Source organism: Stenotrophomonas maltophilia, assembly GCF_023518235.1.
Taxonomy (GTDB): domain Bacteria; phylum Pseudomonadota; class Gammaproteobacteria; order Xanthomonadales; family Xanthomonadaceae; genus Stenotrophomonas.
In genome coordinates this window covers 2,042,924-2,062,551 of sequence record NZ_CP090423.1, presented here as the reverse complement: position 1 = coordinate 2,062,551, position 19,628 = coordinate 2,042,924, and the positions used below count along the sequence as shown (strand labels likewise).

The window sequence follows — 19,628 nt, the reverse complement described above, 5'->3', positions numbered from 1 at the left end:
TGTGGTCCTCAACGAAGGGTACCGCTGGCGGCGGCGCGAAGCGCCTGGGTGATGTGCTGCAGCGTGCTTGAGCGCACGGCCGCATGCTGCCAGTACAACGGCACATCGAGCCAGCGGCGGGGTTCCAGTACCACCACGCGGCCGGAGTGGACTGCAGGTGCGACCAGCGTTTCCGGGGCCATGCCCCAGCCGAGTCCGCATGCCGCAGCTTCGACGAAGCCGGTGGAGGAGGGCAGGTAGTGTAGCGGTGGCTGCAGCCGCGCGCGGGTCAGCCGTCGCACGAAGCGCCACTGCAGTTCATCCTTGCGGTTGAACACCAGCATCGGTGCGTGGGCCAGCGCCGCAGCCTGCATGCCCTGATCAAAGTACTGGCGGGCGAAGCCGGGCGAGGCGATGGCGTGGTAGCGCATGGCACCGAGCGGGTGCACGTTGCAGCCCTTCACCGGTTGGCTTTCGGCGGTGACCGCGCCGAGCACGCTGCCATCGCGCAGCAGGTCCAGGGTGTGGTCCTGGTCGTCCATGCGCAGGTCGAACAGGTAACCATGACGCTGGTGCAGGTCGGCGATGGCCGGCACGAACCAGGTATCGAGCGAATCGTCATTGACCGCCAGCGGAATCGGTTTGCGCGCGGCGTCGTTGCCGCGCTCGGGCAGCAGCTCGGCCAGCGCCTCGGCCTCCAGCGCCTGCATCGGCCGCACCCGGCGCAGCAGTGCCTCGCCAGCGGCCGTCGGGCGGCAGGGCGCCTGCCGCACCAGCAGCACCTGGCCGAGCCGGTCCTCCAGTGCCTTTATCCGTTGCGAAAGGGCCGAGGGGCTGATCGACAGGCGGCGTGCAGCGGCCTCGAAACTGCCTTCCTCCAGCACGGCCGCGAACGCAGCCAGTTGCGGGTGTACCAGGTCCATGCAGGGGCTCTTCAGTTTTTCTGCACAGGATAAAGAAGAATCAGTTTGCCTTATCCGGGCGCTGGCCGCACCCTGCGCATCCCTTCGCTGCCCGGTCCTTCCCGATGTGGATTGCCGCCACCGTCGCCGGCCTGCTTGCAGGCGCCGGCCTGATCATCGCCATTGGCGCGCAGAATGCCTTCGTGCTGCGCCAGGGGTTGCAACGCCGCCACGTGGGGACAGTGGTGCTGGCCTGCGCGGGCGCGGACATTGCGTTGATTCTGGCCGGCGTGGGCGGCATGGGCGCGCTGGTGATGCAATGGCCGCTGCTGCTGCAGGTACTGCGCTTTGGCGGTGCCGCGTTCCTGCTCTGGTATGGCCTGCAGGCCGGGCTGCGCGCCTGGCGCGGTGGCGGTGCACTGGCCGCGGACGACGCGCAGGGCGGTAGCCGAGGGCAGGTGCTGTTGGCCTGCCTGGCCTTCACCCTGCTCAATCCGCATGTGTATCTGGATACGGTGGTGCTGCTGGGCAGCCTGTCCACGCGCTATCCGGGCCAGCTGCGCTGGGCGTTCGCTGCCGGTGCCTGTGTGGCCAGCGTGGCCTGGTTCTGCACGCTGGGCTATGGCGCTCGGCTGCTGCAACCGATGTTCCGCAATCCCACCGCCTGGCGGGTGCTGGACGCGGGCGTGGCGGTGTTCATGTTCTGCCTGGCCACGCTGCTGTTGCTGCGTCCGCTCTAGGCGGCATGATCCAGCGCGCACAGCGGCGCTTCGCCGGGGCGCAGGGTCAGTACGCGCACGCCATTGCGGGTAACTGCCACGGTGTGCTCGAACTGCGCCGACAGCTTGCCGTCGCGGGTGTAGACCGGCCATTCGTCCGGCTGCTGGCGGATGGCTGGCTTGCCCTGGTTGAGCATCGGCTCGATGGTGAACACCATGCCTTCCTCCAGCACCATGCCGGTGTTGGGATGGCCGTAGTGCAGGATCTGCGGCTCCTCGTGCATTTCCTGGCCGATGCCGTGGCCGCAGTACTCCTTCACCACGCTGTAGCCGTGGCTGCGTGCGTGACGGGCGATGGCGTGGCCGATGTCGCCCAGCCGCGCGCCGGGGCGCACGGCAGCGATGCCCTTCCACATTGCCTGGTAGGTGGTCTGCACCAGCCGGCGTGCGGCGTAGTCGACCTCACCGACCAGGTAGGTGGTGCTGGAATCGGCGATGTAGCCGTTCTTTTCCAGAGTGATGTCGAGGTTGACGATCTGACCGCTGCGCAGCACGTCGGCGGTGCTGGGAACGCCGTGGCAGATCACGTTGTCGATCGAAGTGTTGAGCACATACGGGAAGCCGTACTGGCCCTTGCTGGCCGGGCGCGCGCGCAGCTCGTCGACGATCATGCGCTCGACGAATTCATTGATCTGCATCGTGCTGCGGCCCTGCAGCGGCAGTTGATCGAGCGCGGCAAACACCTGCGCCAGCAGGCGACCGGATTCGGCCATCAGCGCGATTTCGTGCGGCTGCTTGATCATCGCCATGTCAGGCCCGCCCGGGCGCCAACGACTGGGGCTGGACGCCGGCCGCGCGCAGCTCGCTGGCGACGATGTCCTGGAAGCTCAGCGTCGGGTTCATCTCGCACAGCATGCCGACCCGGATCCAGAAGTTGGCCTGGGCGTTGATCGAGCGGCTGGAGACGGTGCAGGCACGGCGCAACTGGTCGTGCAGGGTGTCATCGATGTTGACGATGCCCATGGGAGGTCCTGCTGGGGTGAATATACGAAGCGTATATGCTTCATATATTCACCTCAAGTCCCCGTCGTTCAGCCGGCGTCGGTGGCAAAGCGCAGGCGGTTGCCGTCGGGGTCGCGCAGCAGCATCTCGCGGCTACCCCACTCGGTGTCATGCGGGGGCTGCTCGATCGGCACACCGGCCGCGCTGAAGGCGCGGTACAGCGCGTCGACGTCCTCGACGATGAAGTACACCGCGCCGCCTACCTCACAGTCGCCGCTGTGTTCGGTGAGGAAGATCGTCTGGTTATCGCGGGTGAGCTGGGCGAACAGCGGGAAACCGGGCTCGAAGCGGTGTTCCCAGTCGACCACGAAGCCCAGCCCCTGCACGTAGAACGGCAGGGTGGTGTCGGCGTGGCGCATGCGCAGCTGCGGGATGACGGTCTGGGGCATGGCGGCGGCTCCTTGGGGCGGGAGCGCCAGTGTAGTGCCGGCCGCTGGCCGGCATTCTCGTGAGCGTGGGAACACCGCGGTCGCCGGCCAGCGGCCGCGGTCAACAGGCCGTCGGCACTGCCGCCATCGCCGCCAGCAGTTCGCGGTTCACCTGCTGATGCCGGGCCTGCCAGGCAGGAAGTTCGTCGGCACGGATGTCGGGCTGGCCGTCCAGTGATGACAGCCAGCGCTTGAAGCGGCTGCGATAGTTGGCCTGCGAGACTTCACCGGTGATGTCACTGCCGACCAGGCCGCCGGCACGCAGCGCCTCGATCACCACCAGGGCGTCTTCCAGCTGGAACCGGCCCTGGTCCCAGTTGCTGCGCGCCACTTCTTCGGCGAACACATCCTTGTCGATCGAAAGATAGGTCGGCTGCGGCGACGCGGCCTGCTCGGCGGCGAACGCCGCCACCAGCGCCTCGGGGTGCTCGAAGCGGCGGAACGCGTGGCCCATGGCGAGGCGGTGGCCCCACCTCACGTCCACGTCCATGCACCAGTAGGTCAGGCGGCCGCCCAGCAGCGGGCGCCAGTGGTTTTCCCAGGCATGGCCGAGGCCGATGTCGCTGGAGGTGATGCCCAGCACGTGAATGTGGGAGATCTGCGGCAGCTTGCTGGCGGCGTTCACCCATGAACCGCAGTGCATGCCCAACGGAAAGCGCATGTTGTCCGGATGGTTGTCCAGAACCACCAGCTGGAACGGCGGTTGTATGCGCATGCGCTGCAGCAGGGGCAGGCTGAGATGGTGGAAGTCGCCACTGCCGAGCATCACCGTGCCGAGCTGCGCAGGCAGCGGTGCCAGCACTTCAGCGCTGAAACGCGCCAGGGTGGTGTTGCTGCAGGCGAAGCGCAGCGGGTCGTGCCAGTGCGGCAGCGCCACGGTCTGTGCCTGCGGCAGCGGCAGCACGCCACCGTCCAGATCCAGGATCAGCGGAGAACGCAACAGCATCGCTCAACCGCCTCCATCCGGTTCGCCCTGCAGATGCGGGGCCAACCTGCGCAATGCGGCGCGCAGCAGCGGTGAGCTGGCGTGGATCGCGTGCCGGGTGGAGGTGAAGCGCGCGCCCAGTTCGGCCTTGATCCGCGAATCGGTCCAGCCCGCCACGTAGTGGCTGAGGCCGTGCTGCAGGGCGTACTCGAGGTTGTGCATCCAGCTGACCGCGTACAGGTTGTGCTCGCGCGACTGCGGATAGGCCAGGCCGATGTACTTGTCCACCAGCTTGCCGGCATGCACGTAGCACAGGTTCCAGCCGATCAGCCGGCCCTGGTGACGGTACAGGAACATGCGTCCCTGGCCGTGGCTGTCGGCCAGCAGGTGCTGGAAGTAGGGCAGGTCGGGCTGGTCGAAGTGCACTGCACTCTGCGCGTACACGGCCAGGTACAACGCATGCAGTTCTGCCTGCAGCCGTGGGTCGGCCAGGGCCGGATCACCGGTGGCGATGCAGTCGATCTGCAGGTCGTCGCGCGAGCGCAGCTTGCGCCGGATGTTCTTGCGGCGCGAGGACGACAGGCGGCCGAGATAGCCGTCGATCGAATCGAAATCGATCGCCACCCAGGCCAGCGGCATGCCTTCCAGTTCAACGAAGCCGCGCGCCAGCAATGCCTGCAGGAAGGCAGCACTGTGCGCGTTGGCCGCGTCGTCCAGCAGTGGTGAATCGATCGCCAGGTCCTTGACCACCAGCAGCCGGGTATCGCCGATCGCGTGACGCGTCACGTCCTCGGCCAGCGCCTCCGGCGCGACGTGTGCCGGCAGCGGGGTGTACTCGGTGCTGGTGGTACCGACGAAGCGGGTCTTCCAGGTGATCCACGGCCGCCACAGGCGCGACAGCGGCAGGCCGAGCAGCGTGCTGCGCAGCGCGTCGTCCATCGTGGTGGTCAGGTCCAGCGGCGCACGGAAGGTCGGCAGGCCGCTGGGCAGGCGGCTCGCTTCGAAACCGAGCGGCGGGTGGGCCAGGAAGCCCTCCAGCAGCACGGCCGGTTCCAGCGCGGTGCTGGAGGCGCGTAGGGTCATCTCCATCGGCACAGGAACCGGCAGCGCATGCGGCCTCAGCCCTTGGCCTTGGTCAGCGCCTGGTCGAGCAGGGTGATCGCCAGATCGATCTCTTCATAGCTGATGTCCAGCGACGGCGCGAAGGTGATCACGTTCTTGTACCAGCCACCCACATCGAGCACGAGGCCCATGCGCTTGCCATCATGCAGCAGATCACCGGCCAGGCCGATGTCGACCATGCGGTCCAGCAGTTCCTTGTTCGGTGTGTAGCCGTCGGCCTGGCAGATCTCGGCGCGCAGGGCCAGGCCCAGGCCGTCGACGTCGCCGATTTCCGGGTGGCGCTTCTGCAGGCCACGCAGGCCATCGAGGAAGTACGCGCCCTTCTCCGGCACGGTGCGCTCGTAGTCCATTTCCTTGCCCAGCTTCAGCACTTCCAGGCCCAGGCGGGTGCCCAGCGGGTTGGAGTTGAAGGTGGAGTGGGTGGAGCCCGGCGGGAACACGGTCGGGTTGATCAGCTCTTCGCGCGCCCACAGGCCCGACAGCGGGTTCAGGCCGTTGGTCAGCGCCTTGCCGAACACCAGCACGTCCGGGGTCACGCCGAAGTGCTCGATCGACCACAGCTTGCCGGTGCGCCAGAAGCCCATCTGGATTTCATCGACGACCATCAGGATGCCGTACTTGTCCAGCACGCGCTTGAGGCCGGTGAAGAAGTTGCGTGGCGGGATGACGTAGCCGCCGGTGCCCTGGATCGGCTCGACGTAGAACGCGGCGTACTCGGCCTGGCCGACCTTGGGATCCCACACGCCGTTGTATTCGCTTTCGAACAGGCGCTCGAACTGCCACACGCAGTGGTCGGAATACTCGTCCGGGGTCATGCCCTTCGGGCGACGGAACGGGTACGGGAACGGGATGAACATCGCGCGCTCGCCGAAGTGGCCGTAGCGGCGGCGGTAGCGGTAGCTGGAGGTGATCGAGGACGCGCCCAGGGTGCGGCCGTGGTAGCCGCCTTCGAAGGCGAACATCAGGCTCTTGCCGCCGCGCGCGTTGCGTACGATCTTCAGCGAGTCTTCGATGGCCTGCGCGCCGCCGACGTTGAAGTGCACGCGGCCGTCGAGGCCGAACTTGTCGTGCATGTCCACCGCAATGGTCTTGGCCAGCTGCACGCGGGTCGGGTGCAGGTACTGGCTGGCGACCTGCGGCAGGGTGTCGATCTGGTCCTTCAGCGCATCGTTCAGGCGCCGGTTGCTGTAACCGAAGTTGCAGGCCGAGTACCACATCTGCAGGTCGAGATAGGGCACGCCCGCACCGTCGAACATGTAGCTGCCTTCGCCGCGCTGGAAGATCTTCGGCGGGTCGACGTAGTGGACGGTGTCGCCGAAGGAGCTGTAGCGGGCTTCGTCGGCCAGCAGCTGCGCATCGGAAGCAGCGGCGTCGGCGTTCTTGTCAAAAATGTTCATGCAGTTCGGTTCCGTGAAGGACGTTCGAAAGGGGCAACAGGGGGGCGTGCTTGGAAGAAGTGCTCAGGCGGTGGCCAGCAGCAGCGGCAGTGCGGTCGGCTGCGGGCTGGCGTCGACGTGACGAGGCTGCAGCAGGCTGCCATCGAGCAGGCGCGGCAACAGTTCGATTGCATCGTGGAAGGTATCGATGGCGGCATGCGCGATGCCGGCATTCGTGCAATGGGTGATCAGGCGACGCTTGGCGAACACGAAGTCGGCATCTTCGGAGACGCAGAAATCCGAGCTGCCGTCGCCGATCATCAGCACGCGCGGTGCTTCGTTGGCACGCGCCTGCGCGGCGCAGGTGCACTTGCAGGTACCGCTGCGGCAACCTTCGGCCTGGTACGGCGATTCCAGTTCCCAGTGGTCTTCGCACCAGCGCAGGTGGTTGGCCACCACCGGCAGCCGCGGCAGGCCGTGGTTGGCGAGGATGCGGTGGATCGCGTAATCCAGGCCGTCGCTGACAATGCGCAGCGGCAGGCCCAGCTGCGCAGCGCGGGTGACGAAGGCAGCAAACCCCGGATCGATCCGCACCTGGTCCAGATGTGCATCGAGCGTGGCCGGATCCAGCTCCAGCAGCCGCACCTGGCCCTTCATGCATTCACGCGAGCCGATGACGCCGGCCTTCCACTGTGCCTCCAGTTCCTGCCAGCCCGGCTGGCCGTACTTTTCCAGCAGCGAGTCGATGACATCTTCGAGGCTGATGGTGCCATCGAAGTCACACAGGATGCTCCAGCGCATGGGCAGGTCCGTCGATGAGAGAAACCACCGGCTCGATGCCGGGGCAGGCTCAATGTAGGCAGGCCGCCTTTCTCGTTCCTTTCCTGTTGAAAGCCTTCATTGCGCGGCAGGGAAAACGTTCAGGAAGGTGCACGGATGAATGCGTGGGGTGCTGCCGATGCAGGCAGGTGCAGGTCAGGCCCGTGCCAGCACCTGCAGGATCTGCGCGGTCTCTTCACGCGTCTGCCAGGCGCTGTTGCCGAGGGTGAGCATGCGCGCGGCGAAGTCGCGGGCATTGGGCACATCGGTGGGCGGCACGATGCCGCGCAGGTAGGCGTAATCGGGCAGGGCATGGATGAACATGCGGCTGACGCCGAGCCCGCGTGGCCATAGATCCGCCAAGGCGGCGTCGCGGGCACGCTGGCTGGGCAGCAGCAACATCAGCAGCGGCCAGGTACCACCGGTTCCGGCCACGCCATCAACCACCTCCACCACTGGCAGTTGTGCCAGCTGCACGCGCAGCTGCAAGGCACGCATGCGCCCGGCCTGCAGGAACGCAGGCAGGCGCTGCGCGGCTCTGGCACCGATGCTCAGTCGCCAGCGGCTGACCCGGTGCTGAGGGATGTCCAGCGCGAACACATCACCGACCGCGGCTTCGACGTCACCACGGCGCAGCGCGCTGCGCAGTGGATTGCCGTACACCAGTGACAGCAGCCAAGGGCGGTAGCAGGCGGCAAGGCCCATCAGCTGCACGCTGCGCAGCAGCTCCCAGCGCAGGCTGAAACGAACGTGTTGAGCCGCATGTTCGGCCAGCGCCGCGCGCAGCTCGTCATCGCGGCTGACCAGCAGACCGCCTTCGTGCAGGCTCAGGCCCTTGCCGGCGGCCAGGCTGAAGAAGCCGATATCACCACGCAGGCCGACACTGTGGCTGCCTACGCGTGCACCGAGCGCCTGTGCGGCATCTTCGATCACCCAGGCACCGGCGCTGCGTGCAATCTCGCAGGCCAGCTCGACATCGGCGATGCGGCCACCGAGATGGGTGGGCAGGATCGCCAGCGTGCGCGCGTCGGCCAGCCGCTTGAGCTGGCCGGGATCGAAGTCGAAGTGGCCATGGCGGGTATCGCACAGCTGCACGCGCAGGCCCAGGCTGTGCACCGCGATCGGCACCAGCGGGCAGGTGTAGGCCGGCAGGATCACGGTGTCGCGATGTGGCGCGCGCTTGCGCAGCGTACGCAACGCGATCAGCAGCGCATGCGTGCCGGAGCAGGTCGGCTGCAACGGCGGTGTTCCGAGCTGGTTGGCCAGGATCGTGCGCAGGTCGCCGCCACCGGGAACAAAATCGCTGGCCTGCAGCGGCAGACCAGCGGTGGGCGGCAGTTCGCGCGCGAACAGGTTCATTGCTGCGCGCTCATGCGCTGCTCTCAACCGGGCTGTGCGGGTCGTCCGCCTCGGCACGGCCGAGACAGACGATGCCGGCCACGATCAGTACCGCGCCAAGCAGATGGTGAAGGGTCAGCGGCTCGTTCAACAGCCACGCCGACAGCAGCAGCACGCTGATCACTTCCAGGTGCGAGGCGGCAAAGGCGGGGCCTATCGGCGCGTGGCGCAGCAGGCTCATCCAGGTGAAGAACGCACCGACGTAGCCGAGGATGGCGCCATACACCCACGGCTGCGACAGCACGCGCAGCAGCCACGCGGTGTTGGCTTCGACCGGCAACGCGGCATCGCCGGAGTACTTGAAGCACAGCTGCGCCAATGTGTCGAAGGCCATCAGCAGCGGGAAGCCGATCACATACAGGCGCCTCATGAGCCGGCCCCCACCACCGCTACGCCTGCGGTGACCAGCAGCATGCCGGTCACCCGCAACGGCGTGAGCTTCTCGCGGAACAGGATGCGGCCGGCGATCATCAGCGCGACGATGTTGATCGAGCCCAGCAGCACGCCCTTGGACAGCGGCACCAGCGAGAGGAAGGCGATCCAGGCAACGAACTCGAGCACGTAACAGGCGATGCCGATCCACAGCCAGGGCCGGCTGAACATGTGTTTCCAGCGCTGCAGCCCTTCACCCTGCTGGGGGTCGCTGGCGGCGGCCTTGAAGGCGAGCTGGCCACCGGTATCGAGCACCACGTTGGCCAGCCACAGCAGTGTGGCAAGTGCCCCCATCTCAGGCCACCGCCTTGAGCACGTCGCTGCGTTCACCGATCTCGCTGAAGAAGCGCGCGCTGCGACGGATCACATCGCGGCGTTCGCGGTCGATGGTGATCATGTGGTAGCTGTCTTCCAGCACCACCAGTTCCTTCGGGCCACTGACCCGCGACATCACCAGTTCGGCATTGCCCATGCTGGCCACGTCGTCCTCGCGGGCATGCATCACCAGGCACGGCGCGGTGACCTGGTGCAGGTGGCGGCGGGTCCAGTGGCTCAACGCCCGCATCTCGGCCAGTGCATGCCAGGGATTGCCGGGCAGGCCGGCGGCGGCGCTGTCGCCGGACAGCATGGCGGCACTGACCTGCGCGCGCAGGCGCTCGTCACGCAGGCCGTACGGCGGCTCTTCCATGAACATGCGATCGCGGCCGATGTTGAAGCGCTTGAACCAGGGCAGCAGGAACGAGAAGCGGGCCACCGCGGGAATGTTCCAGCCGTCGTAGCGGAAGGTGGCGCCGTACACGCCCACGCCGGAGATCCATTGCGGGCGGCGTGCGGCCAGGGCCAGCGACAGCACCGCGCCCATCGACAGGCCGCCCACGAACAACTGGTCGACCTTGCCGCGCAGGGCCGCCGCCGCATCCTCCACACCCTGGTACCACTGCTCCCAGGTGGTCGCCAGCAGATCGTCCACGGTGCCGCAATGGCCGGGCAGCTGCACGCCGTGCACGGTGAAACCGGCGTTGTTCAGGCCCTTGCCGAGCATGCGCATTTCCGCCGGGGTGCCGGTCAGGCCGTGCACCAGCAGCACGCCCTGCGGGCCACCGGGGAGGAAGAAGTCGTGCGATTGGGTCACCTGGCGGCTCCGGGACGGCAGTGGGGAGGGCAGCATCGCAAGCGCGATTTTCGCCAGCCTTTCAGCGCCCCGGGCCGGGTCAGGGGGCCTTCAGCAGCGGCAGCGTGATGGCTACCTTCAGCCCCCCGCCGGGCCGGTTGAGGAAGCTCAGGCGGCCGCCGAAGTGCTCCACCGCCTCGTGGGCGATGGCCAGGCCCAGCCCGGTGCCGCTGGCGGTGGTGCCGGGGGCACGGAAGAAGCGCTCGCCCAGCCGCGGCATCACGTCGTCGGCGACGCCAGGGCCGTTGTCCTCCACGTACAGCTCGACATCATTGTCATCCAGCGCGTGCACGCCCACGGTGACGGTGGCGTCTCGACCGGCATAGCGCAGGGCGTTGTCGATCAGGTTGTCCAGCGCCTCCTGCAGCATTGCGCCGTTGCCGAGCACGCGCAGCGGGTGCGGACCACCGCGATAGCCCAGATCGATGCCGTCGCGGATCGCTTCGGGCACGCGCATGCCGACCCACTGCGGCACCAGCTGGCACAGATCCAGTGCTTCCACCGTGTCCGGCACGGTCTGCGCACGGCTCAGTGCCAGCAGCTGGGTGCTGACGCGGGCCGTGCGCTGGTTGAGCCGGCGGATGTGCTGCAGCGCTTCACGCACCGTGTCCGGGTCGCCATGCGCCAATGCCTGGTCCACATGCAGGGCCATGCCGGCCAGCGGCGAGCGCAGCTGGTGGGCGGCATCGGCGATGAAACGGTTCTGCAGGGTGATCATTTCCGCCTGGCGCGCGAACAGATCGTCGATGGTGCTGATCAGCGGCTGGATTTCTTCCGGCACGTCGGCATCGGAGATCGGCGCCAGTTCGCCCCGGCGCTGCGCCAGCCGGGTCCTCAGCGGGGTCAGGATGCGCAGGCCGTAGGTCACGCCGAACCAGACCAGCGCGGCGGTGCCCAGCGCCAGCATGGTCATCAGCGGGATGATGATCATCAGGATTTCGCGTGCGCGCTGGCGGCGATCAGCCATGCTCTCGGCCACCGTTACCGCCAGCTGGTCCTGCGGGTCGTTCAGCGCCTGCGTGCAGACCGTGGCCATGCGCACCTGCTGGCCATTGAGGATGCCGTCGTACAACGCCGGGTGCACGCCGGTGCAGTCCTGGGACGGCGCATACGGGCTGAAATCAGCGTTGCCGCTGATCGTGCCTTTGCGGCTGCTGTCCACATTGAAGTAGCGGTGGCCGTCGGGGTCGTACTCGATCAGGAAGCGCGCCTGTGGTGACAGATCGCTGGTCACCGGCATGGTGCTGAGCATCTGCGCGAACGAGTGGGTGTCGTCGACCAGGTTGCGGTCGTGGATGCGGTTGGAATAGTCCAGCGCAACGTAGTAGGCCAGCACCGTATTGAAGATGAGCAGGCCCAGCATCGGCAACGCCAGGAAGGCGAGCAGGCGCCGGCGCAGGCTGGGCGGGCCGCTGATCACGGCGTATTTTCGTCCTGCGTGTCTTCCAGCATGTAGCCCAGCCCACGCACGGTGCGGATGCCCATGCCGCCGGGCTGCAGCTTGCGGCGCAGGCGGTGCAGGGCGATGTCCAGGCCGTTGTCGGTCAGGTCCTGGCCCCAGTCGCACAGCGCTTCCACCAGCTGCGCGCGCGACACGATGCGCTCGGCGCGTACCGCCAGCGCCGACAGCAGTCCAAACTCGCGCGCGGTCAGTTCCAACGACTGGTCGTCGATCCACACCCGGTGCCCGGCCAGGTCCAGGCGCAGGCGGCCGATGCGCAGGTCCGGGTTGCCGTTGCTGGTGACCCGGCGCAACTGTGCGCGCACACGCGCTTCGAATTCGTCCAGTGCGAATGGCTTGACCAGGTAATCGTCGGCGCCCAGATCGAGTACGCGCACGCGTTCGGCCAGGCCATCACGTGCGGTCACCACCAGTACGGCCAGGCCGTCGCCGCGCTGGCGCAGGCGCTGCAGCACATCGCGGCCGTCCAGCTGTGGCAGGCCCAGGTCCAGTACCAGCAGGGCGTACTGGGTTGAACCCAGCGCGGCGTCGGCATGCGCGCCGTTGTCGACGTGGTCGACTACATGGCCCTGCCGGCGCAGCGAGGCGCACAGGCCGGAGGCGATGTCCGGGTCGTCTTCAGCAATCAGTACGCGCATGCGCAGGGGCTCCTGTAACGGTCAGGCCCGCCGGCAGGGGCGGGCCTACAGGTTGCCGAGGGTAGCGGCAAACCGGGTGAAGAGGGAGCGTGACGGCGCCGGCCGGCGCGCCCGTGGTATCCGGCCGTTCAGTCCTGCAGGCCGGGCTCACCCTGTGCCAACGGGACCCGCGAGCCGTCCAGCAGGCCACGGCTGAGCGTGCCATTCTCGATGAACAGCAGTTCGCCGTTCTCGCCATTCTTGATGCTGCTGTCGATGGCGATCACGCGGTCGCCGTGGAAGCTGCTGACGTGCGGCATCGAGGTATGGCCGACCACGATGCGCTTGAGCTGCAGGCGGTCGAGCACGCTCTGTACCCCTGCGGTGTCGAGGCGGCCATCGAAGTAGCCGCGGTACCAGATCGGGCTGGTCTTGCCGTCATACAGCGGCGCGGTGGCCGGGTCGGCCTTCACCTCGGCCTTGGGTAGGCCCAGCGTGGCCTGGTAGGCCGCGTTGGTGCGCGCCGGGTCCAGTGCCAGTTCCACCGCCTCGGGTGAGATGCCGCCGTGCAGGAACAGCGTGTCGCCGATCTTCAGCAGCACCGGCCGCGTGCGCAGCCACTGGCCGATCACCGAATCGGCGCCATACAGCTGCGGGTAGCTGCGGCCGAGCAGCTGGGCGCTGCGCAGGTACTTCGGATTGACGTAGCGCAGGTCGTCGTACAGCACCATGGTCTCGTGGTTGCCCAGCACGAAGTGCACCGCGCCACCGGCAGCGGCCGCCTGCTGCTGCAGGCCGTACAGCAGCCAGAACGCTTCGGTGACCTGCGGGCCGCGGTCGAACACATCGCCGGCGATGACCAGGGTGTCGGTGCCCAGCGCCCAGCGGTCCTGCGCATCGATCACCTTGTTGGCGCGCAGCAGGCGTACCAGCAGGCCGTACTGCCCGTGGATATCGGACAGGGCAACGATGCGCGGTACCGCCGGTAGCACGGAGACCGACGGTGCATTTGGTGCTGCGACATGCAAGGTGTGTTCGTAGCCGCAGCGCGGCGCGATATCGGTGCCCGTCGCGTTGATCGGCAGCGCGCGCGACTCGACCTTGTCCGCGCAGATCCATTTCGCCTTCAGCTGCTGGCCGTCGCGGAACACGTACGGGCCATCGGCCTGTACATGGTCAGCGGGCGCGGCGACCTCGCGGGCCTGCGTGGCTCCAGCAGCACAGGCCAGCAGGGGCAAAAGGGCGATCAACAGCGAACGGCGATAGCGCGACATCGGCGGCATCCAGCGGCGGAAAGCGCCGATGCTACCCGGCCCGGCCGTAGCACGGTGTGCGCGAACGGGCGGATCAGATATCACGCCCCTCGTCCTTGAGCTTGCGCACGCGGGTGGCCGCCGCCTGCAGAGGTTGGCCGCCGCGCCCACGCGGCTGCATGTAGGGCAGCGGACGGCGCGTGCTCGATTCGATCAGCTGCGAATGAGCCTCACCGGCAGCGAAGCGATGCCGTTCGCCCCACTGGCGCAGCGCGACCAGCAGCGGGAACAGCTCCTGGCCGGCGGCGGTGAGCACGTATTGCTGGTAGGCCGAACCATCGGAGGCCGGCTGCAGCTGCAGGATGCCCGCCTCGACCAGCCGGCGCAGGCGGTCGCTGAGGATGTTGCGCGCGGCGCCGAGGCTGCGCTGGAAGTCGCCGAAGCGGGTGATGCCATCGAAGGCATCGCGGATCACCAGCAACGCCCAGCGGTCACCGAGCAGGTCGGCACTGCGGGCGACGGGGCAGGGGCTGTCGGCGTGCATGGCAGGTTCCGCAGAAGGTGGTTGCAGTTTAAAACCGATGCCGCTAGCCTGCATCAAGTTTCAAATTGAAACTACATGATGAGTCTCGCCCCGATACCCCGCTCCCTGCTGGTCCTGCTCGCGGTCGCCGCCGGCGCCAGCGTCGCCAACGTCTACTATGCGCAGCCGCTGCTGGAGCAGCTCGCGCACGCCTTCGCGCTGGACCGGGCGGTGGCGGGTGCGGTGGTGTCTGCCACCCAGGCCGGCAGCGTGCTGGCGCTGCTGGGCCTGCTGCCGCTGGCCGATCGTGGTGACCGTCGACGCCTGCTGCGGTTTCAGCTGGTGGCACTGGTGCTGGCGTTGCTGTGGCTTGCTGCGTCAGGCACGGCGGCCTGGTTGTTGTCGGGCATGCTGCTGGCCGGCTTGCTGGGCACGGCGCTGACCCAAGGGCTGATCGCCTACACAGCCACGCTGGCACCGCCCGAGCAGCGGGGGCGCGTGGTGGGCACCGTGCAGGGTGGGGTGTTCATCGGCCTGCTGCTCGCGCGTGTGCTATCGGGGGCAGTCGCGTCTGCGCTGGGCTGGCGCGCGGTCTATCTGCTGTCGGCGATGGTGATGGTGGCCTTGGCGGTGCTGTTGTGGCAGCGCCTGCCCGCCGTGCCGGTGCCGGTGGTTCCCCCGCGCTGGCGCGAACTGCTGGATTCGATGCTGGGCATGCTGCGCAACGACCGGACCCTGCGTGAGCGCGGTCCGTTGGCGCTGTTGCTGTTTGCCGGGCTCAATGTGTTCTGGGCGGCGGTACCGCTGCCGCTGTCGGCTCCGCCGTTGCACTGGTCGACCGCGGCCATCGGTGCACTGGGCCTGGCGGGCGTGGTGGGGGCGCTGCTGGCGGCGCGGGTCGGGCATTGGATGGATCGTGGCTTCGCGCATCGGGTCAGCGTCGGTGCGCTGACGTTGATGCTGGTTGCCTGGTGGCCACTGCTGGGCTTGCCGCGTTCGCTGGTGCTGTTGTTGCTGGGCGTGGTGGTTCTGGATCTGGGCGGACAGGCGCTGCACGTCGCCAATCAGGCCCTGCTGCTGCGTGCACCGGCGGAACAGCACGGTCGCCTGGTGGCGCTGTACATGTTGTTCTATGCGATGGGCAGCGGTGCCGGTGCGGCGGCCGGAACCTGGATGCAGGCCCGTCACGGCTGGCCGACGGTGTGCCTGCTGGGCGCGGGCATCGCCTTGGTGGCGCTGCTGTGGTGGGTGGCAGCGCTCAGGGTATCGGCGGACGCACGAACCGGCAGCGCCGGCTGCCGGTAGAGTCGACCGCTGGTCGACTGCTCTTCCTTTGGACCCCGGAACCCCCCGCGCTGCGCGCGATAGTCGACCAGCAGTCGACGCTACCATCGCCGGGACTCTTCATTTCCGCCGGTTCAGCGCTGCAATGCACGCCGCCCCGGCGCGTCCTGCAACGCATCGCTGGCCACCACCACACGGTTGCGGCCGCCGCGCTTGGCCGCGTACATCGCGGCATCGGCGCGCGACATCAGGCGTTCGTAGTCGGGGTGCCCGTCGTGGCCGGCTACGCCGATGCTGGCGGTCAGTTCCAGCACCTGCCCGTTGGCCAGGACCACCGGCGACTGCGCAATCTGCCGCCGCAGGCTTTCGGCAATCACCTCGGCCTGCGATTCGCTGGCCGCGACCAGCACCACCACGAACTCTTCGCCGCCATAGCGGAACAGGTAGTCACTGCCGCGCGTGAGCTGGCCGAGCAGGCCGGCCACATGCTGCAACGCGCGGTCGCCGGCGTCGTGGCCATGGCCGTCATTGATCGCCTTGAAGTGGTCCAGGTCGAGCAGCAGCAACGAGAACGGCGTGCGGTTGCGCGTGGCCAACTCGATTTCCCGGCGCAGCACGGTGGGCAGGAAGCGGCGGTTGAGCAGGTTGGTCAATGCGTCGCTGCCGGCATCGAGTTCGCCGATACGCTCGAACAGCAGCGTCATCAGGGTGCGGATGCTGGCCAGGTCTTGACGGATCGACGGCAGCACTGCCAAGCGCTGCGCGGGAGCATCCATCGCCGCGTGCTGCAGGCACGTGTCGATACGCGCCATCAAGCGGCCGACCTGTTGGGTCTCGCTGCTTTCGCCGAAGCTGGGAATGCCCTTGTGGGTGAACCACAGGCCGAATTCGGAGGTGGCCAGGCTGGCACTGTCGCTACCCTGCACGTGGCCGGCCAACGCGTAGAGCAGGGCGTTTTCCCAGTCCAGCAGCAGTGCACGCTGGCGCTCGCGTTCGGTGCTGACATTCTGCACCAGTGAAAACAGCCGGTAGGCAGCATCGGCCCGGGTGGAGCGCTCGCGCGCATGGGTGTAGGCCAGGGTCATGCCTTCCATGGCGATGTCCATGATCGCGCTGAGGCAGTCGATGGCGGCGAAGGCGGTGGCGCTGTCCGGCGCATCGTCGCGCAGGCGCACGAACAGTTCGTGCTTGAGCACTCGCGCACCGCGCGTGACCAGATCGACCGGAATGCCGACCCGTGCATGCACGTCGCCGATCACCCGCTGCGCGGCCACCGTGCTGGCGATGCCGTCGGCATCGGTGGTCAGCAACTGCACCAGCCAGCGCTGCATGGCCGGCTGCAGGCGCTGTTTGACCTGCTCGTGGGACAGGAAGCGGCGCGCGCGACCATCCTGCAGCAGCACCTCATAGAAGCGCTGGGCCAGCGCCGGTGGTGCATCGGCGGAGGCATCGCGCAGCAGCGCGGTGGCTGCCGGCCCGGCCTGCTGCAGGCAGTGTTGCCACGCCTCGGCCAGCGGCTGGCTGGCGTCGTCCAGTTGGGGTGTTTCCACGTCGATCTCTGACTGCGTACGGCAAACCACGGATATCGGCCGCGGTGGCGCGCGATTGATGGCGATGAGCCGGCCAGTTTAAGCGCGATGCAGGGATGCCCGGTGCGCAAAGCACAGCGCGGCGGCTGCTGCAATGAGCGAACGCATTTGAGAATCACTCGCATTGGTGGGAGAATGTGCACAGCGAACCTTGCCGCAGAGGCCTGCGGCACGGTTCCACCTCCCCCTCGTCGTTGCCTCAAGCCCTTCGCCAGAGGCCCCGTTGCCCTGCCAGAAGGTCCAGAACATGTCCCCTGCCGTTGTCCTTTCGCCGCGCCCGCTGGCGCTCGCCGTTGCTGCGCTGCTGGCCGGCAGCGCCCTGTCCGCCCGCGCCGAGACCGATGCCACCGATATCGATACGGTGCATGTCACCGCCTCGCAGATCGCACGTCAGGCGCTGGGTACCTCGACCATCACCGCCGAGGACATCGCCAGGCGGCCGCCGGCCAATGACATCGCCGAGCTGCTGCGCACCATGCCTGGCGTCAACCTGACCGGCAACAGCGCTTCCGGCCAGTACGGCAACAACCGCCAGATCGACCTGCGTGGCATGGGCCCGGAAAATACCCTGATCCTGGTTGACGGCAAGCGCATTGGCGCCCGCGATGCAGTACGCATGGGCCGCAGCGGCGAGCGCAACACGCGCGGCGACACCAACTGGGTGCCGGCAGAGATGATCGAGCGCATCGAAGTGCTGCGCGGCCCGGCCGCGGCTCGCTACGGTTCCGGTGCCTCGGGCGGCGTGGTCAACATCATCACCAAGCGCCCGACCGGCGACCTGACCGGTGCGGTCGACCTGTACGGCCTGGTGCCCGAGCACAGCGCTGAAGGCGGCAGTGAGCGCGTCGGCCTGCAGCTGAGTGGGCCGATGACCGATACGCTGTCGTTCCGCCTGTACGGCAACCTCAACAAGACCGACGCCGACTCGCTGGACCTCAACCGCCAGTACGCCACCAACCCGAGCGCAGTGCCGCCGGCCGGCCGCGAGGGCGTCAAGAACCGTGACGTCAACGCGCTGCTGCGCTGGGACGTGACCTCCAACCAGGTGGTCGAGTTCGAAGCCGGTACAAGCCGCCAGGGCAACATCTACGCCGGCGACCGCGCGGTCAGCACCACCGGTACCTCCACCGGGGTTGACCTGGCGGCGCTGGCCGAGGGCGAGGCCGAGACCAACCGGATGTACCGCAACACCGGCGCGATCACCCATCGCGGCCGCTGGGGCGATGTCACCTCGCGGCTGACCGCTGCGGTGGAAGCGGTGAACAATTCGCGCATCAACGAAGGCCTGGCCGGTGGCCCGGAAGGCAGCTTCAACGGCAGCGACTGGTCGACCTCACGCCTGCGCAACTACCAGCTCGATGGCGAAGTGAGTTTCCCGACCACGCTGGGCGGCGCCGAGAATGTCTGGACGCTGGGCTTTGAATACCTCGACAGTCGTTTGACCGACCCGTACTCGATGAGCCAGTCCAGCAGCAGCGGTGGTGGCTTCCCCGGGCTGTCAGCCGACCGCGCGCGCGGCAAGGCCGATGCGCAGACCACCGCGGTGTTCGTAGAAGACAACATCTACCTTGGCGAGCGCTGGATCGTTACCCCGGGCCTGCGCTTCGACCACCACAGCCAGTTCGGCAACAACACCAGCCCCAGCCTCAATGCGCAGTTCCGCATCAACGGCGACTGGGTGGTGAAGGGCGGCATCGCGCGTGCATTCAAGGCACCGAACCTGTACCAGTCCAATCCGGACTACCTGTACTACACCCGCGGCAACGGCTGCCCGAATGCACTGCCGAGCCTGGGTGCAGGCTGCTACATGCGCGGCAATGCCGACCTGAAGGCGGAAACCAGCCTGAACAAGGAGCTGGGCATCGAGTGGGCGCCGCAGAGCGGCTGGCAGGCGTCGTTGACCTACTTCCACAACGACTACAAGGACAAGATCCAGGCCGGCTACGACCAGATCGGTCTGACCGCCGATGGCCGCGGCCGCATCTTCCGCTGGGAGAACGCGCCGAAGGCGATCGTGCAGGGGCTGGAAGGCAACCTGGTGATTCCGCTGCTGGGCGAGCAGGGCAGCCGCCTGAAGTGGAGCAACAACTTCACCTACATGGTCGAGAACGAGAACAAGACCACGCGCCAGCCGTTGTCGGTGATCCCGAAGTACACGATCAACACCATGCTGGACTGGCAGGCCACCGACAAGTTGTCGCTGCTGCTGACCGGCACGTTCTATGGCAGGCAGGAACCGGCCACCACCAACATCAACAACGACCCGCGCTGCACCGGTACGTGCGATCCGTCGGTGGCGCTGCAGGACCGTGGCGCCTACAACATCTGGGGCGTGAGCGCGCGCTACAAGGTGACCGAAACGGTCAGCTTCGGCTTTGGCGTGAACAACCTGGCCGACAAGCGCCTGTTCCGCGAGGCCAACAGCAGCGATGCCGGTGCGGCGACCTACAACGAACCGGGCCGTGCTTACTGGGCCAGCCTGCGCTTCGGGTTCTGAGCGCACGCAGGTGTCGCTCCGCTCGCCGGGCCCTGCCCGGCGGGCTCGGCAGGTTGCCGGTTCTGCAATG

Annotated in this window: 20 protein-coding genes; 3 read left to right on the top strand and 17 right to left on the bottom strand. The window is 67.6% G+C overall.

All coding sequences use genetic code 11. The annotated features are described in order from the left end of the window. Positions 1-8 precede the first annotated feature (8 nt). Positions 9-902, bottom strand: a complete 894-nt coding sequence (locus LZ605_RS09740) for a LysR family transcriptional regulator ArgP (protein ID WP_249844655.1) — start codon at positions 900-902, stop codon at positions 9-11. 104 nt (positions 903-1,006) lie between these two features. Here LZ605_RS09740 and LZ605_RS09735 point away from each other — a divergent pair, with 104 nt between their 5' ends. After that, positions 1,007-1,621 (top strand): LysE/ArgO family amino acid transporter, encoded by a 615-nt coding sequence (locus tag LZ605_RS09735; RefSeq protein WP_249844654.1) that lies wholly within the window; start codon positions 1,007-1,009, stop codon positions 1,619-1,621. On the opposite strand, the gene map is transcribed toward LZ605_RS09735, so the two are convergent. The 15 genes from map to LZ605_RS09660 form a co-directional block, all read right to left on the bottom strand. Beyond that, positions 1,618-2,403, bottom strand: a complete 786-nt coding sequence (gene map / locus LZ605_RS09730; RefSeq protein WP_249844893.1) for a type I methionyl aminopeptidase — start codon at positions 2,401-2,403, stop codon at positions 1,618-1,620. The two genes, LZ605_RS09735 and map, sit on opposite strands and share 4 nt — an antisense overlap. Before the next feature lie 7 nt (positions 2,404-2,410). Next, positions 2,411-2,623, bottom strand: coding sequence for a ParD-like family protein (locus tag LZ605_RS09725; RefSeq protein WP_249844653.1), 213 nt, complete (start codon positions 2,621-2,623; stop codon positions 2,411-2,413). 68 nt (positions 2,624-2,691) lie between these two features. Beyond that, positions 2,692-3,051 carry a bleomycin resistance protein gene (locus tag LZ605_RS09720; RefSeq protein WP_249844652.1) on the bottom strand — a complete coding sequence of 120 codons (360 nt, stop codon included), beginning with the start codon at positions 3,049-3,051 and terminating at the stop codon, positions 2,692-2,694. 100 nt (positions 3,052-3,151) lie between these two features. Then, positions 3,152-4,036, bottom strand: coding sequence for an arginase family protein (locus LZ605_RS09715; protein ID WP_249844651.1), 885 nt, complete (start codon positions 4,034-4,036; stop codon positions 3,152-3,154). Positions 4,037-4,039: 3 nt separating this feature from the next. Continuing rightward, positions 4,040-5,104 (bottom strand): GNAT family N-acetyltransferase, encoded by a 1,065-nt coding sequence (locus LZ605_RS09710; RefSeq protein ID WP_249844650.1) that lies wholly within the window; start codon positions 5,102-5,104, stop codon positions 4,040-4,042. A gap of 29 nt (positions 5,105-5,133) precedes the next feature. Continuing rightward, on the bottom strand, positions 5,134-6,534 hold the full coding sequence (locus LZ605_RS09705) for an aspartate aminotransferase family protein (RefSeq protein WP_249844649.1): 1,401 nt from the start codon (positions 6,532-6,534) through the stop codon (positions 5,134-5,136). 63 nt (positions 6,535-6,597) lie between these two features. Continuing rightward, positions 6,598-7,314, bottom strand: a complete 717-nt coding sequence (locus tag LZ605_RS09700) for an MtnX-like HAD-IB family phosphatase (RefSeq protein ID WP_249844648.1) — start codon at positions 7,312-7,314, stop codon at positions 6,598-6,600. A 174-nt stretch (positions 7,315-7,488) separates the two neighbouring features. Continuing rightward, positions 7,489-8,691 (bottom strand): DegT/DnrJ/EryC1/StrS family aminotransferase, encoded by a 1,203-nt coding sequence (locus LZ605_RS09695; protein WP_249844647.1) that lies wholly within the window; start codon positions 8,689-8,691, stop codon positions 7,489-7,491. Positions 8,692-8,701: 10 nt separating this feature from the next. Continuing rightward, the gene (locus LZ605_RS09690) at positions 8,702-9,100 is read right to left on the bottom strand and encodes a DMT family transporter (RefSeq protein WP_249844646.1); all 399 of its coding nucleotides are present in this window, start codon (positions 9,098-9,100) and stop codon (positions 8,702-8,704) included. Further along, positions 9,097-9,456, bottom strand: coding sequence for an EamA family transporter (locus tag LZ605_RS09685; protein WP_249844645.1), 360 nt, complete (start codon positions 9,454-9,456; stop codon positions 9,097-9,099). Before LZ605_RS09685 ends, LZ605_RS09690 begins: the two co-directional genes overlap by 4 nt. Position 9,457: 1 nt before the next feature. Beyond that, positions 9,458-10,294 (bottom strand): alpha/beta hydrolase, encoded by an 837-nt coding sequence (locus tag LZ605_RS09680; protein ID WP_249844644.1) that lies wholly within the window; start codon positions 10,292-10,294, stop codon positions 9,458-9,460. A 79-nt stretch (positions 10,295-10,373) separates the two neighbouring features. Further along, positions 10,374-11,753, bottom strand: coding sequence for a sensor histidine kinase (locus tag LZ605_RS09675; protein WP_249844643.1), 1,380 nt, complete (start codon positions 11,751-11,753; stop codon positions 10,374-10,376). After that, the gene (locus LZ605_RS09670) at positions 11,750-12,433 is read right to left on the bottom strand and encodes a response regulator (protein ID WP_249844642.1); all 684 of its coding nucleotides are present in this window, start codon (positions 12,431-12,433) and stop codon (positions 11,750-11,752) included. Before LZ605_RS09670 ends, LZ605_RS09675 begins: the two co-directional genes overlap by 4 nt. 128 nt (positions 12,434-12,561) lie before the next feature. Then, a complete protein-coding gene (locus LZ605_RS09665; protein ID WP_249844641.1) occupies positions 12,562-13,686 on the bottom strand; it encodes a metallophosphoesterase in 1,125 nt (374 codons plus the stop codon). 73 nt (positions 13,687-13,759) lie between these two features. Continuing rightward, positions 13,760-14,209, bottom strand: a complete 450-nt coding sequence (locus LZ605_RS09660; protein ID WP_249844640.1) for a winged helix-turn-helix transcriptional regulator — start codon at positions 14,207-14,209, stop codon at positions 13,760-13,762. Between the two features lie 78 nt (positions 14,210-14,287). Here LZ605_RS09660 and LZ605_RS09655 point away from each other — a divergent pair, with 78 nt between their 5' ends. Further along, a complete protein-coding gene (locus LZ605_RS09655; protein WP_249844639.1) occupies positions 14,288-15,493 on the top strand; it encodes an MFS transporter in 1,206 nt (401 codons plus the stop codon). 113 nt (positions 15,494-15,606) lie between these two features. On the opposite strand, the gene LZ605_RS09650 is transcribed toward LZ605_RS09655, so the two are convergent. Further along, positions 15,607-17,022 (bottom strand): GGDEF domain-containing protein, encoded by a 1,416-nt coding sequence (locus LZ605_RS09650; RefSeq protein WP_249844638.1) that lies wholly within the window; start codon positions 17,020-17,022, stop codon positions 15,607-15,609. Positions 17,023-17,308: 286 nt separating this feature from the next. Here LZ605_RS09650 and LZ605_RS09645 point away from each other — a divergent pair, with 286 nt between their 5' ends. Beyond that, a complete protein-coding gene (locus LZ605_RS09645) occupies positions 17,309-19,558 on the top strand; it encodes a TonB-dependent siderophore receptor (RefSeq protein WP_249844637.1) in 2,250 nt (749 codons plus the stop codon). Positions 19,559-19,628 lie beyond the last annotated feature (70 nt).